Raw genomic sequence first — 14,803 nt, 5'->3', positions numbered from 1 at the left:
CGATCGGTGAGGTCGTCCGATCCGCCAGAAAATGGGAGTCGAGATCTCCCTCACCATCACCGCAACGGCGGAATGGAATCGCGGCAAGGACGCCGGGCGTCACTGAGAAGTCAACGCGCGTTCTGACCATTTGCCCGCAGGCAGAACCCAGCAACGCGCCAGACCGAAGCGGTTGAGACCCCGTCGTAGCTGCTTGAAGTCTATTTCCATAGCGCGTCGGCAGGATTGGCTAGCGGCGTGCCGCAGGGGGTGCTCTAGTCGTAGACCAGGCGCGATGCCGGTCCACGATGACATTGCAGCGCGAGGCTCTTGGGATTTATATCCGCTGGCCTGAACCAAAGAAAGTCGCACATCATCGTCTCAAGGATGTTCGAATGATGCTTGCAGAAGAACGCCAGGTGATCATTCGCGAGAGATTGGCCGAGCATGGCAAGGTCCTGGCCAACGCGCTGGCTCTTGAATTTCGTGTCTCTGAAGACACTGTGCGCCGCGATCTACGCGATCTTGCCAGAGCCGGACTTTGCCGCAGGGTCTATGGCGGAGCGCTGGCAAGGGCATCGGAGGCCAAGACCGGGCCCGAGGCGGTCGAGGTCCTCGACCATGGATCTCGCACCGCTGGCTGCTGCCGGAGCGAAACTCGTACAATCCGGCGCAACGATCATGATGCACCATGGAGCCCTCAGTGTTGCCTTCGCCGGCGCCTTACCCCGCGACATGTCTTTAACGATTGTGACGAATTCCCTACTTGTCGCGACTGCGCTGGAAGGGCATCGTCAAGCGAGCGTCGTTCTTTTGGGCGGCTTGTACGACCAGGAGAAGGGATGCTCTGTTGGAACTACCGCCCTTTCGCAATTGGAGCAGTTCAACGCCGACATGTTCTTTGTCGCCGATTGCGCGGTCCATGCTTCCGTCGGATTGACCACCTTTGACCTTCCCGACGCCGAAATCAAGCGCGTTATGTCCCGCCGAAGCGCCGCGAGAGTAGTTGTCGCTACGGTCGAGAGCATCGCGAAAACCGCCCCCTTTCAGGTTTCGGGACCTGACGCGATCGACCATATGCTCGCTGGGCGCCAGCTTGATGCCGAGACCCTCGAACCGTTTCGACGCCAAGGCACAGTTATCCACCGAATAGCCTGAGGACTGCGACAAAATCTTTCGCAAGCCGTCGGTCCGATGTTGCCGGATGATGGATCGCTCAAGACTAGGAGCCGACAAGATCCTGCATCAGGATTTTCAACTCGCGCGCCACATCGTAGCTGTCCATCTGGTGCTGCTTTTTGCAGAACAACTCGCAACTCCACCAGCTGTCGTAGCCGGTGGATTTCACTGCAGCCACCCACTCTCTCAGGTTCAATACGCCCTTGCCGGTTTCGACGTCGCGAAGAACAGGCTCGTTAGGGATGCCACCGCTGAACGCAAGAGAGTCACAAATGTGAACTCCGTAGATGAGGTCTTTGTCCAATTGCGAAATGCGTTCCGGGCCGTCGCCGGAGGTGTAACAGTGCCAGAAATCGACGACGACGCGTATGTTGTCGCGTGCCGCTTTCCTTATGGTCCGAAGCTGCCTGTCAATTGTATTGAGTGGGGTCCAGGACAGCGCCTCATGGTAGATGACCAGGTTGCGTTGAGCAGCGAGGTCGGCGACGGCTGCCAGCCCGGACGCCGTGATGTCGATCTGCTCCTCGATCGGCAGCCCGACGACGCCTCGGTAAAGATCCGGGTGCCTCTTGCTGGCCTCGGGATCGAGAGCCGCGAGACTGATTGGACCGGTGATGACCTGAATGCCCTTCGCTCCAACCGAGACGGCGAGTTCTATCAACTCTTCCGCGTCCTTCAGCAATGCTTTGCGGGCATTGCCGTGGCGCTCCACATCGAGAAGAAATCCGATGCCTGGAATGAACATGTCATCGATCAAGCGGCGCAGCTCCTGGAAAGTGAACCCGGCATCCAGAAAAGCGCGGATCTTGGCCCCAGAGGCTTCCAGTCCGTCGAAGCCGAGCTCGCGCGCAATATCCACATCTAGGGCCAGCGTGCCGTGTCGCGCCACGAGAGCATGCAGAATTAGCTGGTTGCGCTTCGTCGTCATTGCTGTGCCCGTCGCTTGACTACCGGATTATGTCCAATGCCAGGTCCCTGCTGGATCACGACGGTGGCATAGAGCCTCGCTGGCTCTGCGGCGCCAGGCCGATAACCACTCTGGTTGCTCATGGCTTTCACCATCGCGAGCCGATTACCCGCGCAATCAAGACATATCGCATGCCGAGGGGAAACTGCGCGGCAGCCCGAATTCGTGCGCGACCTAAGGTTCCGGTCGCGTCACATTGCGCCAAATTCGCTGCTAAGGGGGCAAAATGGCTTCGATTAAAAACGAGCCCGCTATGCGGCTGAGTTCGCAGCCCACGGGAACTGACCGATCCCATATGTCGCAATGCTTCTTTCTCAGCGCGTCACATCGCGTCTATTAAAGCTACCCTGCGAACTTGTCGCGCAGCCACAGATGACTGCTTACTAGGCGCATGGACGAGGAGCATATCCACAATCGCCTCGCCAACAAAGACAAGAGGGTCGAACAATGAAACTGACCGGCGGGCAGATCGTCGCGAAAGCGCTCAAGGAATATGGCGTCGAATACGTGGCTGGTGTTCCCGGCCATGGCATCTGGTCTCTGTTCGATGCCTTCCTGGAGGAAGGCTCGCAATTGCCCTTCATCCAGGTCATGCACGAACAAAGCGCCGTTCACATGGCGGACGGTTATTTCCGTGCAAGCGGCCGGCCAATGGCATGTTCGACATCGGTCGGGCCAGGTGCGACCAACACAATTATTGGCCTCGCCACAGCCTATTGCGATTCCACCTCGCTGTTCTACGTCTCCGGCTCGCCACAGACCTACATGCACGGCCATGGCACCATGCAGGAGATCGAGCGCCAACAGGACAATGCTTTCCCGCGCATCACCGAGCAGGTGACAAAACGGGCATGGCAAGCCCAGTCCGTGCAGGTCCTGCCGAGCATTATGCATCGCGCCTTCAACGCCATGCTCACCGGCCGCCCGGGTCCCGTGCATGTCGAGGTGCCGATGGACGTTCAGGTCGAAGCGGCCGATGTCACCATTCATCCGCTGGAAAAGCGCCTTCCCATTGGCGTGGCCTATCCCGATCCGAGCGCGATCGAGGCCGCGGTCAAGGTCCTGTTGAGTGCCGAACGCCCGGTCATCGTCGCCGGTGGCGGTGCGATCACGGCCAACGCGTCGAGCGAACTGACGCGTCTGGCCGAGCGCGTCGGCGCCGCCGTTTCGATCACCTGGAACGGCAAGGGCGCCATCTCGGAAGATCACGAGCTCTTCATTGGAGCAGTCGGCCAGACCGGCACGACCTGCGGCAACAAGATCACTGCTTCCGCAGATGTGGTCGTTTCGGTCGGCTGCCGCTTCACCGACTGGTCGGCATCTTCCTTCGCCAAGGGCGTCTCGTTCTCGATCCCTCCAGGTAAGCTGATCCATATTGACCTCGACCCGCGCGAGATCGGCAAGACCTATCCGACCGAGGTGGGGATCGTATCAGACGCAAAGGTGGCCTTGGAGGCGATCCTGGCCCTCATCTCGGAGGGCGATGCTAAGAAGGCTCTGGGCAAACGCGAGCAGTTCCTGGCCGACGTTCAGAAGGCCAAGGCGGACTGGATCGCTCAGGTGTCGCCGCGCGAAAACAGCCGCGAAACGCCTTTCACCTCCCAGCGCCCGCTGGTCGCTTTGCGCAAGGTACTCGATCGCAACGGTATTGTGGTTGTCGGTTCGGGCAATACCCAGGGCTCGGTGAAGCAAAGCTTCCCTGTCTACGAGCCTCGCACCCACCTGACCTCGGGCTCCTATTCGCCAATGGGCTGGGCGGTGCCGGCGGCGTTGGGGGCAAAGCTCGCATGCCCGGACCGCCAAGTCGTGGCGATCGTTGGCGACGGTGACTTCATGATGTCGCTGCCCGAAATGGGTACTGCCGCGATGAACGGCATCAATGTGGTCTTCCTCGTGCTGAACAATTCGGGATATATGTCGATCCGAGGCGGTCAGCGCAAGTTCATGGGCCGTCACATTGCTTCCGAATTCAACCATCACTCAGGCAATGGTCAGCCTTATTCGGCCGATATCACGGCTTCGGCGCGCGCGTTCGGGCTCGAGGCCTGGAAAGTCGAGAAGGATGAAGATCTCGAAAGCAGCCTGAAGGCAGCCTTGGAATGCGGCGGGCCCGCTCTCGTCGAAGTCATCGTGTCGCGTGACGCTGCGGGGCCGTTCGCCACCGGCTGGTGGGATTTCCCGTCACCAGCCTACTACGAAAAAGAGCAGGCTGCTTACGCCCAGATGCGTGCACGCGAACAGCACCTCTAGCAAAATTGACGCGAGGGTTGGTCATGCGCCGCCCTCGCATTTCGCCATCCACCACATTGATGATGCGGCGCGCAAGCGCCCGCAAACCAAGAGTTGTTGCCATGATACGCACGGTCAAGCCCGCCAAAGGCAGTGTCGCAGACGATGGCCAGCCCGCAGTAACCGCGACAGTCCAGGCATTGCTGGCGCAAGTCGAGAAAGGGGGCGACGCGGCAGTGCGCGATTTGTCCATCCGCTTCGACAGGTTCGACCGCGACAGCTATCGCCTGACCAAGGCTGAGATTGACGGATGCATCAACGCGTTGAGCAAACGCGAGCGCGAGGATCTCGATTTCGCCCAGGACCAGATACGCAAATTCGCCGAAGCCCAGCGGGCCACACTTCGCGATCTGGAGATCGAGACGCTACCAGGCGTTATTTTGGGGCATAAGAACATACCGATCCAGAATGTCGGATGTTATGTACCGGGCGGCAAATATCCGCTGCTTGCCTCTGCTCACATGACGGTCTTGACCGCTCGCGTGGCAGGCTGCGAACGCGTCATCACTTGCGCTCCGCCGTTTCGAGGCAAGATCGCCGACAAGATCGTCGCCGCCCAGGCCCTTGCGGGCGCGGACGAAATCTATTGCCTTGGTGGTGTCCAGGCGATCGCGGCCATGGCCTATGGCACTGAGACGATCGCTCCCGTGGATATCCTGGCCGGCCCCGGCAATGCCTACGTCGCCGAAGCGAAACGGCTGCTGTTCGGCGAAGTTGGCATCGATCTGTTCGCCGGTCCGACCGAGACCTTGGTGATTGCTGACGACAGTGTCGACGGTGAGATCGTGGCGACCGACCTGCTTGGCCAGGCGGAGCACGGCGTCAACTCTCCCGCCGTTCTGATCACCAATTCTGAGAAACTTGCCCGCGATACCCTCGATGAGATCGAGCGTTTGCTCAAAATCCTGCCGACTGCGGCTGTCGCCGGCAAAGCCTGGGAAGACTACGGCGAGATCATCCTGTGCGACACGCTGGATGAGATGGTGGCGGAAGCGGATCGCATTGCCTCCGAGCACGTGCAGGTCATGACACGTGATCCGGACTATTTCCTTGAGAGGATGAAGAACTATGGCGCTCTGTTTCTGGGCGCTCGCACCAACGTCTCTTTCGGCGACAAGGTGATCGGAACCAACCACACGCTGCCTACGAACAAGGCAGCCCGATACACAGGCGGTCTGTGGGTCGGCAAGTTCCTTAAAACCTGCACCTACCAGCGGATCGAGACCGATGAGGCGTCCGCCTTGGTCGGCCAGTACAGCTCGCGCCTCTGCATCATGGAAGGTTTCGCCGGCCATGCCGAGCAGTCCAACATCCGCGTCCGCCGCTATGGCCGGCGCAACGTTCCATACGCATCGGCAGCCGAACCGCTCTGATGCGCAACACGCCCCGGCACGCGCCCCACAGGATCGAGCCGGACCATCAAGCCACCAACGCAAGCAACAAGGGGAACTACAATGAAGCTCACCACCATCCTAGCCGCCTCGATCGCCTTCATGCCGGTTGCGGCAATGGCCGAAAGCAAGGGCAAGGTCGAAGGCATTCATCACTGGGTGTCCGAAAGCGAGGTCAAAGCGCTCAAGGTCATCACCGATAAGCTGGCCTCCAAGGGTTACACCTGGGAAGATAGCGCGGTCGGCGGTCTCAGCGGCGCCAACGCGCTGCAGGCATTGCGCACGCGTCTTGCCGCCGGGAACCCCCGGCAACGATGCAGTTCCTTGGCTATGAAGGGCTCGACTGGGGCAAGCAGGGCGTCCTGCGCTCTCTCAACGATCTCTACACCAAGAACGGCTGGGACAAGGCGCTCGCCCCGCAGCTGCTTGCATTCGTCAAAAACGGAGACGACTTCATTTCCGTGCCGATCAACATGCACAGGCAGAACTGGCTTTGGGCGAACAAGGCCGTTTTCGACAAGGCCGGCGTCAAGGAACCGAAGTCTTGGGATGAGCTGATCGCCGACGGAGACAAGCTCCGGGCCGCCGGTGTGGTCCCGCTCGCCATGGGTGACGAGAGCTGGCAGATCCTCGAGGTCTTCGAGGCAATCCTTGTCGACGTGAACGGGCCCGAATTCTACAAGAAGGCAGTCATCGACCTGGACGAGGGCGCTCTTTCGAGCCCCGAAATGATCGCGACGTTCGACAAGCTTAGGAAGGTCCGCGGACTTGTCGATGACGGCTTCACCGGGCGTGATTGGGCCGTCGCAACGGGCATGGTCGCGGATGGCAAGGCCGCCATGCAGGTCATGGGCGACTGGGCCAAAGGCGAGTTCCTTGCCAAGGGCCTCAAGCCCGGCGTCGATTTCCTCTGCTTCCCAACGCCGACCGACAAGCCCAACTTCAAGTTCGTGATCGACGCATTTGGCATGTTCAAGGTCGATGATGCCGTGACCACAGCAGGCCAGGACGCCTGGGCAGAATCGATCATGGATCCCGAGGTGCAGAAGCAGTTCAACCTGATCAAGGGTTCGATCCCGGCTCGCTCCGACGTTCCGGTCGACAGTTTCGATGACTGCGCGAAGCGTAGCTATGCTGACCGCGAGGCGGCGGTGAAGAACGGCGCGATGCTCGGCGGCCTCACGGAAGGCTTTGCTGCCCAGCCTCAATTCGCCGGCGTCTTCACCGACGTCGTCGGCAAATTCTTCGTCACCGACATGTCGTCCAAGGATGCTGTTCAGGCCCTGGTCGACGGGATCAACAACGCCCGCTAGTCCAAGCCATCAAAGCCCTGCCGGCAATCGTGCCGGCGGGGACACCGTCCGCAACAATGCTCGGCAATAGCGAGGTTGCTCAGTCCCATGTCGCTCAAGAACAAATTGGACCTATGGCTGCCGCGGCTCGTCCTGTCGCCCAGCCTGCTGGCCGTTCTGATTGCCGTCTATCTCTTCATAGTCTGGACGGCCTGGATCTCGCTATCTTCGTCCCAGATGGTCCCGAAGTTCGACTTCGTCGGGCTCGAGCAATATGTCCGTTTGTGGTCGACCCCGCGCTGGCACACTGCAGTCGCCAATCTCTTCATCTTTACGGCGTTGTTCCTGGCGATCACCATCGCGCTGGGCTTGTTCCTCGCGATTCTGCTCGACCAGAAGGTGAGGGCGGAGGGCTTTCTGCGAGCCGTCTACCTCCATCCCATGGCCTTGTCATTCATTGTCACGGGCACAGCCTGGAAATGGATCCTGAACCCGGACCTCGGCCTGCAGAAGGTCGTCAACGAGCTCGGCTGGACCGGTTTTGTCTTCGATTGGATCACACAACCAAGCTTTGCAATCTACTGCGTGGTGATCGCAGCGGTCTGGCAATCGACGGGGTTCGCGATGGCCATTTTCCTGGCCGGGCTGCGAGCGATCGATACTTCGATCATCAAGGCCGCGCAGATCGAGGGCGCCAGCCTGCCGCGAATCTACCTCAGCGTCATCGTGCCGATGCTGCGTCCGGCATTCCTGAGCGTCATCGTCCTACTGAGCTATATCTCGATCAAGAGCTTCGACCTGGTTCTGGCCCTCACAAATGCCGGGCCTGGCAGCGCCACCGAAATGCCCTCGACCTTCATGTTCGCCGCGACGTTCAGGCGCAACCAGATGGGCGTAGGTGCCGCCAGCGCCATCATGATGCTGATGACGGTCGCGGCCATCATCGTTCCCTACCTCTATTCGGAATTGAGGGAGGACCGCAATGCGCACTGAAGCACGCTCGGCGCGTCGTTCACACCAGATCGGCCGCCTGTTCATCTATGGCTCGCTGATCGCGCTCGCCGCCTTCTACCTGATGCCGCTTTGGGTGATGATCGTCACCTCGCTCAAGTCGCTGGATGAAATCTATGGCGGCTCCTTCATCGGGGTGCCCCAGGCGATCACCTTCGAAGCCTGGAACAAGGCATGGCAGGAGGCCTGCATTGGTACGGCCTGCACGGGACTGCGGCCATACTTCATCAATTCCATCCTCATGGTCGTGCCCGCCGTCATCCTGTCCACGGGGATAGGCGCGATAAACGGCTATATCCTCACGAAGTGGCGTTTCGCCGGGGCGAACGCAATATTCGGACTATTGCTGTTCGGCTGCTTCCTGCCGTTCCAGGCCGTTATCTTGCCCATGGCGCAGCTGCTTGGTCGCCTCCACCTTTCCGGCACCATTCCGGGTCTCGTGCTGGTTCACACCGTATACGGCATAAGCTTCACGACCCTGTTCTTCCGGAACTATTTCATCACGATCCCGGACGAACTGACCCGCGCGGCTCAAATCGACGGAGCTGGGTTCTTTCGGATCTTCTTTTCAGTGATGTTGCCGACCGCGCTTCCCATCATCGTGGTCTCTTGCATCTGGCAATTCACGCAGATCTGGAACGACTTTCTTTTCGGCGTGTCGTTCACCGCAGGGCAATCATCGCCGATCACCGTGGCGCTGAACAACATCGTCAACGTGACGATGGGGCGCAAGCAATACAATGTCGACATGGCGGCCGCCATGATTGCCGCCATCCCCACCCTTCTCGTTTACGTCGTCGCGGGACGCTACTTCGTGCGCGGTCTGACCGCCGGCGCCGTGAAAGGCTAGTGCTATGTCAACGCTTGAAATCGATCGGGCCCGCAAGCTCTACGGTGACCTCGAAGTCCTGAAGGAGGTCAGTATCTCCATCGGCACCGGCGACTTCCTGGTGCTGCTCGGCCCTTCGGGTTGTGGCAAGTCCACACTGCTCAACATGATCGCCGGCCTCGAGAACATCTCAGGTGGCGAAATCCGCATCGCCGGCAGGGTTGTCAACGACCTGTCGCCGAAAGACAGGGATATCGCCATGGTGTTCCAGTCCTACGCCCTCTATCCCACGATGACCGTGCGCCAGAACATCGAGTTCGGCATGAAGATCCGCGGCGTGCCGCAAGCCGAGCGGGACAAGGCGGTCAAGACGGCGGCCGACCTGCTCCAGATGACGCATCTTCTGGACAGGAAGCCCTCGCAACTCTCGGGAGGCCAGCGCCAGCGCGTGGCAATGGGGCGCGCGATCGTGCGCCAACCCAAGCTGTTCCTGTTCGACGAACCTTTATCCAACCTGGACGCCAAGTTGCGCGTCGACATGCGAACCGAGATCAAGCGTCTTCATGCACGATTGGGAACCACAATCGTATACGTCACGCATGACCAGATCGAAGCCATGACGCTCGCCACGCGCGTTGCCGTGATGAAGGACGGCGTGGTCCAGCACCTTGACGATCCGCAGTCGGTCTACGACCGGCCGGCGAACGTATACGTGGCCAAGTTCGTGGGCTCGCCCTCCATGAACATCGTTCCGGCGAGACTTGACGTGGAAGACGGTCGGCCAGTCGCGGTGATCGACGTCCCAGGTGGGGCGGCTGCCCGCCTCTCAGGCATCGCTTTGTCTTCACAAGCGGCAGCCAAATACGCTGGGCGCAGTATTCTGCTGGGCGTTCGTCCGGAGTTGTTCAGCGTCGCCGGCGAGCAAGCCGCGCAAGCGGTCACGGTAAACATCGACGTTGTCGAGCCTACGGGCCCCGATACGCTTGCTCTTTTCCAGGCAGGCGGGGTCGAAGTCACAGCTCGTGTGCCGCCAAGGGCCGTGGCAGCCCGCACTTCGGCGACCCTCGCGGTCGATACTGGCAAGATCGTGCTGTTCGATGCCGACAATGAGCAACGCATAGACTGAGGCATCGACGTGGATCAAACAGCTGATATCGTCATTATCGGGTCAGGCATAGGAGGCGCTTCCCTGGCCCATAGCCTGGGCGGCACCGGCAGGCGCATCGTGATTCTGGAACGTGGCGAGCACCTGCGCGACGCGCCCCAGGCGCGCGACGACCGGGCGATATTTCTCAAGGGCTTCTACCGTTCGACCGAAGAGTGGGTTGGCACCGACGGCCAAGCTTTCCTGCCTGGCAATTACTATTATGTCGGAGGCAATTCCAAGTTCTTCGGCGCGGTCATGTACCGCTACAGGCTGGAAGATTTCTCGCCGCGCCCTCACATGGACGGCGCCTCACCTGGGTGGCCGATCACCTATCACGAGCTCGAGCCTTGGTACGAGCGAGCCGAGGCGATTTTCAAGGTGCGGGGTGACCCCACGCAGGATCCCACCGAGCCGCCGCGCACCGGTCCTTACCGTTTTCCGCCGGTACCCGACGAGCCGGCCATAGCGGCCGTGCGCGCTCGCTTGAAAGAGGCGGGGATCCATCCAGCCAGCCTTCCCCTGGCTATCGACATCAATGAGTGGCTTCGCCGCGCAAAGACCGGTTGGGATGCGTTTCCCAACACGGGTTCCGGCAAGATCGACGCCGAAGTTGGACCGCTGACTGCCGCGTTGAACAGCAGCAACGTCAGTCTCGTGACCGGGGCCAATGTCGTGCGGCTGGAAACCGACCCGATGGGTCGCAAGGTGACTGCCGCAGTGTTTCTAAAGGATGGTGTTGAGCGGCGGATCAGCGCTGGCGTCTTCGCCGTTGCGGCTGGTGCGGTCCAAAGCGCGGCACTCTTGCTGCGGTCGGCGAATGCCGCGCATCGGCGCGGGCTGGCCAACGGCTCCGACCAACTCGGCCGCAACTTCATGAACCACAACACCACCGCCATGCTGGCGATCGATCCGCGGTCGGCCAATACGTCGGTCTACCAGAAGACCCTGGCATTCAACGACTTCTATAACGCCGATCCGGAAACAGGTTTCCCGCTTGGCAACGTGCAATTGCTTGGACATATCACGGGTAACATCCTCAAGGCGAACGCGCCCTTGCTGCCACGGTGGCTGGCGGGGCTGATAGCCCGCAATTGCTATGGCTGGTTCTTGACCAGCGAGGACCTGCCCAATCCAGAGAGCCGGGTCACGGTTCAGAATGGCCGCATCGTCATGCATTGGGTTCGCAGCAACATGGGAGCGCACGAGCTGCTGATCCGCAGGACGCGAGGTGTGATGCGAAGGGCGGGCTTCCCCATCGTTCTTACTCGAACCTTCGGCAGAAAGACGACTTCGCACCAGTGTGGCACTGCCAGGCTTGGAAGCGATCCGGAGACGTCGGTTGTGTCGCCTGATTGCCGTTCCCACGAAATTGCAAACCTCTATGTAACCGACGCTTCTGTGCTTCCGACATCCGCGGCCGTCAACCCGGCACTGACTATCGCGGCGCTCGCCATCAAGGCTGGCGCCGTCATCAGCCGGTCGTGAGGACCTCATCTTAGTATCCAGACTTGTGAATCTTGCACCTGTGTGGGTGACGCCCGAGGTCTTGGCTGAGCGGAGTTAGCAACCATGATTGCCGACCGTATCGAAACGGATCTGATCGGACCGCTCGCTGTACCGGGCCACGTGCTCTATGGCGTGCACACCCGTCGAGCAGAACAGAACTTCGATGTGTCCGGGCTGCGGCTGAAGGATTTTCCCGAGTTCATCCAGTCGATGGCGATGGTGAAAAAGGCTGCTTGTCTTGCAAACATGGAACTCGGACTGCTCTCGCCCGAAAAGGCCCAGGCTATCTCAGATGCGTGCGACGATATCATCGAACTGAAGGGGATCGAAGAAAACTTCCCGGTTGACATGATGCAGGGAGGGGCCGGTACGTCGACAAACATGAACGTCAACGAGGTTGTGACCAACCTGGCCCTGATCAAACTCGGCGCCAAAATTGGCGATTACGCAAGGCTGCACCCCAACGACGACGTAAACCTTTCCCAGTCGACAAACGATGTGTATCCGACCGCAATCCGTCTGACGGTTTTGCGGGCCTGCGACGGGCTCGTATCGGCACAAGTCAATTTGCGTGATGCGTTTCGCGCCAAGGCGCTCCAGCACGCGAATGAGCTCAAGGTTGGCCGAACTCAGCTTCAGGACGCGGTGCCCATGACAGTTGGGCAGGAGTTCGAAGCCTTTGCTGAACTCATCGACGAAGATATCGTCCAACTTCAGTCGGTCGCGAGATTGTTGTTGGAAATCAACCTTGGGGGCTCGGCGATCGGCACCTCGATTAACGTGCCCCGCGAGTTCCCAGGCATCGTTTGCGGTCATCTGTCGCGAATATCGTAAGCGGTGTTCTCAGGCCACGGCCTTGAGCTCGAGCTTGTTGATGTAGACCCAAGGCAGGAGATCGTCGATCTGGCTGTTGGGGTGGCCGTTGACGATCCTGGTGAGGACATCGGCGAGATAGCCGAGCGGTTCGACACCATTGAGCTTGCAGGTTTCGATCAGCGAGGCGATGACTGCCCAGTGTTCGGCGCCGCCGTCAGAGCCTGCGAAGAGCGCGTTCTTGCGGTTGAGCGCGATCGGACGGATCGAGCGTTCGACGGTGTTGCTGTCGATCTCGATGCGGCCGTCGTCAAGGAAGCGCGAGAGGCCTTCCCAGCGTGAGAGCGTGTAGCGGATTGCCTCTGCGAGCTTGGTCTTCTGACTGATCAGGCCGAGCTTCTCACGCAGCCAGGGTTCGAGATCGGCGACGATGGCGCGGCTTTTGTCCTGACGCATCGCGCGGCGCTCGTTGGCCGATCGGCCACGGATGTCATCCTCGATCTTGTAGAGTTCGGCGATCCGTCTCAGCGCCTCGCTGGCGATCGGCGCGGGACCGGCTGCTGCCAGTTCATAAAAGCGCCGACGGACATGCGCCCAGCAGAAGGCGAGCGTGACGCCGCTTTTGTCGGCCAGCACGCGATAGCCGCCATAGCCGTCGACCTGCAAGATTCCGGTGAAGCCTGCGAGATGAGCGATCGGACGCTCGGCCTTTCGGTCCGGCGCATAGACATAGGCGACGCCCGGCGGGTCGCTCCCCTCCCATGGTCGGTCATCGCGGGCATAGGCCCAGAGTTGACCTGTCTTAGTCTTGCCGCGGCCGGGATTGAGCACCGGCGCGGTCGTCTCGTCGGCGAAGAGTTTTGGCGAGGACTTCAGCTTGCCAAGCAGCCGCTCATGCACCGGACGCAGGTGCCAGGCGGCGCGGCCGACCCAGTCGGCGAGCGTAGAGCGATCGAGATTGATACCCTGCCGGGCGTAGATCTGCGCCTGACGATAGAGCGGAAGGTGATCGGCATATTTTGAGACCAGCACCTGGGCGACCGTTGCCTCGGTCGGAAGACCACCCTCGATCAGCCGGGCCGGCGCGGGAGCCTGAACCACGACGTCCTCGCAGGCGCGGCAGGCATATTTGGGCCGCCGCACGACGATTACACGCAGCTGCGCCGGAACGATGTCGAGCCGCTCGCTCACGTCCTCGCCGATCCGATGCAAGCCATTGCGGCAGCATGGGCAGGCATGGTCCTCGATGTCGACGATCATTTCCACCCGCGGCAGATGGGATGGCAACGCGCCGCGGTTCGTCCGGCGCTTCCTGGCGCGCTCCAGGCGCTCTGCGGGAGATGCTTGTTCGTTCTCTTCCTCGTCGGCGGCCTCGATCTGCTCGGCCTCTTCGAGCCCCAGCAGCAATTGATCCTCGGGGAGCGTCTCGGCACGCCGGCCGAAGCGGTGACGCTGCAATTCCTTGATGATCTGAATCAGACGGGCATTCTCGACGTCGCGCGCCAGGACCATCGCCTTCAGCGCGTCCGGATCGTCGGGAAGCTGGTCAGCCGTCATCGCCATGAGCGGATCAGACCATATTCGCCGACAGCCCGCGACAGCGGAATCCAGGCTGATTCACTTCGTCGCGGGTCAGCCCGCCTGGGCTGGAACGCGGGTCCGGCGCGCCTCGTGGACTCGCCGCCAGTCGAGACCTTCGAGTAGCGCCGAGAGCTGCGCGGCCGTCAGCCGCATCATGCCGTCATGCACTTTCGGCCAGCGGAACTCCCCATCCTCCAAACGCTTGGCATAGAGGCAAACCCCGGTGCCATCCCAGAAGATCAGCTTGATCCGGTCAGCCCGCTTCGCCCGGAAGACGTAGACGGCCCCGCTGAACGGATCGGCCCCCATTGTCTCTCGCACCAGCGCCGCCAATCCCTCCGCACCCTTGCGGAAGTCGACGGGCTTCGTCGCCACCATGACCTTGACCGCACCCGTCGGCCCGATCACGACGTCGCCTTCAGCGCGCGGATCACTGCGGCCACCGTCTTGGTATCGGCGCCCCGGCCGACGCGCATCGCGACGCCGTCGATCTCAAGCTCGATCATGCCGGCATCTCGGGTGGCTTGCCGTTTCCGCTGCTTCGGTGAACGGCTGGCTACAGGTTCCGCCGCCGCCACAACCGCCGGCACAAAGGCAGGAGAATCTTGCTGCACCGAAGCGACCTGTTTGCGCGCTTCGCGGCGCCAGGCGAAGACCTGCTGCGGCCTGAGACCATAACGGCGGGCGACCTCGGAAATGATCGCATTCGGCTCCAGCGTCTCTGCGATGATCCGCGCCTTGTCATCCACCGACCAGTGACGCCGACCGCCGGCACCGTTGATCACCTCGAAACGCCGAAGCTGCCGCTCCGGGTCAAGC

General features: G+C 60.9%; 12 protein-coding genes and 1 pseudogene. 9 read left to right on the top strand and 4 right to left on the bottom strand.

Features of this window, described 5'->3' with window-relative positions:
- The first annotated feature begins 600 nt into the window (after window positions 1-600).
- Complete coding sequence (locus tag EJ078_RS04605; RefSeq protein WP_164750356.1) at window positions 601-1,137, top strand: DeoR/GlpR family DNA-binding transcription regulator; 537 nt, start codon at window positions 601-603, stop codon at window positions 1,135-1,137.
- A 64-nt stretch (window positions 1,138-1,201) separates the two neighbouring features.
- Here EJ078_RS04605 and EJ078_RS04600 read toward each other — a convergent pair whose 3' ends face one another.
- Window positions 1,202-2,086, bottom strand: coding sequence for a sugar phosphate isomerase/epimerase family protein (locus tag EJ078_RS04600; protein ID WP_127213910.1), 885 nt, complete (start codon window positions 2,084-2,086; stop codon window positions 1,202-1,204).
- Between the two features lie 486 nt (window positions 2,087-2,572).
- On the opposite strand from EJ078_RS04600, the gene EJ078_RS04595 reads away from it, so the two are divergent.
- The 8 genes and pseudogenes from EJ078_RS04595 to EJ078_RS04560 form a co-directional block, all read left to right on the top strand.
- Window positions 2,573-4,375 carry a thiamine pyrophosphate-binding protein gene (locus EJ078_RS04595; RefSeq protein WP_095832826.1) on the top strand — a complete coding sequence of 601 codons (1,803 nt, stop codon included), beginning with the start codon at window positions 2,573-2,575 and terminating at the stop codon, window positions 4,373-4,375.
- A gap of 101 nt (window positions 4,376-4,476) precedes the next feature.
- A complete protein-coding gene (hisD, locus tag EJ078_RS04590) occupies window positions 4,477-5,787 on the top strand; it encodes a histidinol dehydrogenase (protein ID WP_127213928.1) in 1,311 nt (436 codons plus the stop codon).
- A 332-nt stretch (window positions 5,788-6,119) separates the two neighbouring features.
- The gene (locus EJ078_RS04585; protein ID WP_245459107.1) at window positions 6,120-7,118 is read left to right on the top strand and encodes an ABC transporter substrate-binding protein; all 999 of its coding nucleotides are present in this window, start codon (window positions 6,120-6,122) and stop codon (window positions 7,116-7,118) included.
- Window positions 7,119-7,205: 87 nt separating this feature from the next.
- Complete coding sequence (locus tag EJ078_RS04580; protein ID WP_127213912.1) at window positions 7,206-8,090, top strand: sugar ABC transporter permease; 885 nt, start codon at window positions 7,206-7,208, stop codon at window positions 8,088-8,090.
- Window positions 8,080-8,958, top strand: coding sequence for a carbohydrate ABC transporter permease (locus EJ078_RS04575; RefSeq protein WP_067330598.1), 879 nt, complete (start codon window positions 8,080-8,082; stop codon window positions 8,956-8,958). The genes EJ078_RS04580 and EJ078_RS04575 overlap by 11 nt, the downstream gene beginning before the upstream one ends.
- Window positions 8,959-8,962: 4 nt before the next feature.
- Complete coding sequence (ugpC, locus tag EJ078_RS04570; protein WP_127213913.1) at window positions 8,963-10,063, top strand: sn-glycerol-3-phosphate ABC transporter ATP-binding protein UgpC; 1,101 nt, start codon at window positions 8,963-8,965, stop codon at window positions 10,061-10,063.
- A gap of 9 nt (window positions 10,064-10,072) precedes the next feature.
- A complete protein-coding gene (locus tag EJ078_RS04565) occupies window positions 10,073-11,569 on the top strand; it encodes a GMC family oxidoreductase (protein WP_208721086.1) in 1,497 nt (498 codons plus the stop codon).
- Window positions 11,570-11,653: 84 nt separating this feature from the next.
- A pseudogene (locus EJ078_RS04560) lies at window positions 11,654-12,421 on the top strand (lyase family protein); the annotation flags it as partial.
- A 12-nt stretch (window positions 12,422-12,433) separates the two neighbouring features.
- Here the strand turns inward: EJ078_RS04560 and EJ078_RS04555 are convergent.
- The 3 genes from EJ078_RS04555 to EJ078_RS04545 form a co-directional block, all read right to left on the bottom strand.
- Window positions 12,434-13,966 (bottom strand): IS66 family transposase, encoded by a 1,533-nt coding sequence (locus EJ078_RS04555; protein ID WP_024505579.1) that lies wholly within the window; start codon window positions 13,964-13,966, stop codon window positions 12,434-12,436.
- Between the two features lie 69 nt (window positions 13,967-14,035).
- Entirely contained in the window at window positions 14,036-14,392 is a 357-nt protein-coding gene (tnpB, locus tag EJ078_RS04550; protein WP_024505580.1) for an IS66 family insertion sequence element accessory protein TnpB, read from the bottom strand.
- Window positions 14,389-14,769 carry a transposase gene (locus EJ078_RS04545; RefSeq protein ID WP_196815424.1) on the bottom strand — a complete coding sequence of 127 codons (381 nt, stop codon included), beginning with the start codon at window positions 14,767-14,769 and terminating at the stop codon, window positions 14,389-14,391. The genes tnpB and EJ078_RS04545 overlap by 4 nt, the downstream gene beginning before the upstream one ends.
- Between the last annotated feature and the right edge of the window lie 34 nt (window positions 14,770-14,803).

Source organism: Mesorhizobium sp. M1A.F.Ca.IN.022.06.1.1 (assembly GCF_003952605.1).
In the GTDB taxonomy this organism is placed as follows: Bacteria; Pseudomonadota; Alphaproteobacteria; order Rhizobiales; family Rhizobiaceae; genus Mesorhizobium.
This window is presented reverse-complemented; position numbering and strand designations above follow the sequence as displayed.

Excerpts from the sequence above, each read along its gene's own strand:
- EJ078_RS04595 (WP_095832826.1), top strand. The coding sequence starts at position 2,573 with ATGAAACTGACCGGCGGGCAGATCGTCGCGAAAGCGCTCAAGGAATAT.
- EJ078_RS04555 (WP_024505579.1), bottom strand. The coding sequence starts at position 13,966 with ATGGCGATGACGGCTGACCAGCTTCCCGACGATCCGGACGCGCTGAAG.
- hisD (WP_127213928.1), top strand. The coding sequence starts at position 4,477 with ATGATACGCACGGTCAAGCCCGCCAAAGGCAGTGTCGCAGACGATGGC.
- EJ078_RS04585 (WP_245459107.1), top strand. The coding sequence starts at position 6,120 with ATGCAGTTCCTTGGCTATGAAGGGCTCGACTGGGGCAAGCAGGGCGTC.
- EJ078_RS04600 (WP_127213910.1), bottom strand. The coding sequence starts at position 2,086 with ATGACGACGAAGCGCAACCAGCTAATTCTGCATGCTCTCGTGGCGCGA.
- EJ078_RS04605 (WP_164750356.1), top strand. The coding sequence starts at position 601 with ATGGATCTCGCACCGCTGGCTGCTGCCGGAGCGAAACTCGTACAATCC.
- ugpC (WP_127213913.1), top strand. The coding sequence starts at position 8,963 with ATGTCAACGCTTGAAATCGATCGGGCCCGCAAGCTCTACGGTGACCTC.
- EJ078_RS04580 (WP_127213912.1), top strand. The coding sequence starts at position 7,206 with ATGTCGCTCAAGAACAAATTGGACCTATGGCTGCCGCGGCTCGTCCTG.
- EJ078_RS04575 (WP_067330598.1), top strand. The coding sequence starts at position 8,080 with ATGCGCACTGAAGCACGCTCGGCGCGTCGTTCACACCAGATCGGCCGC.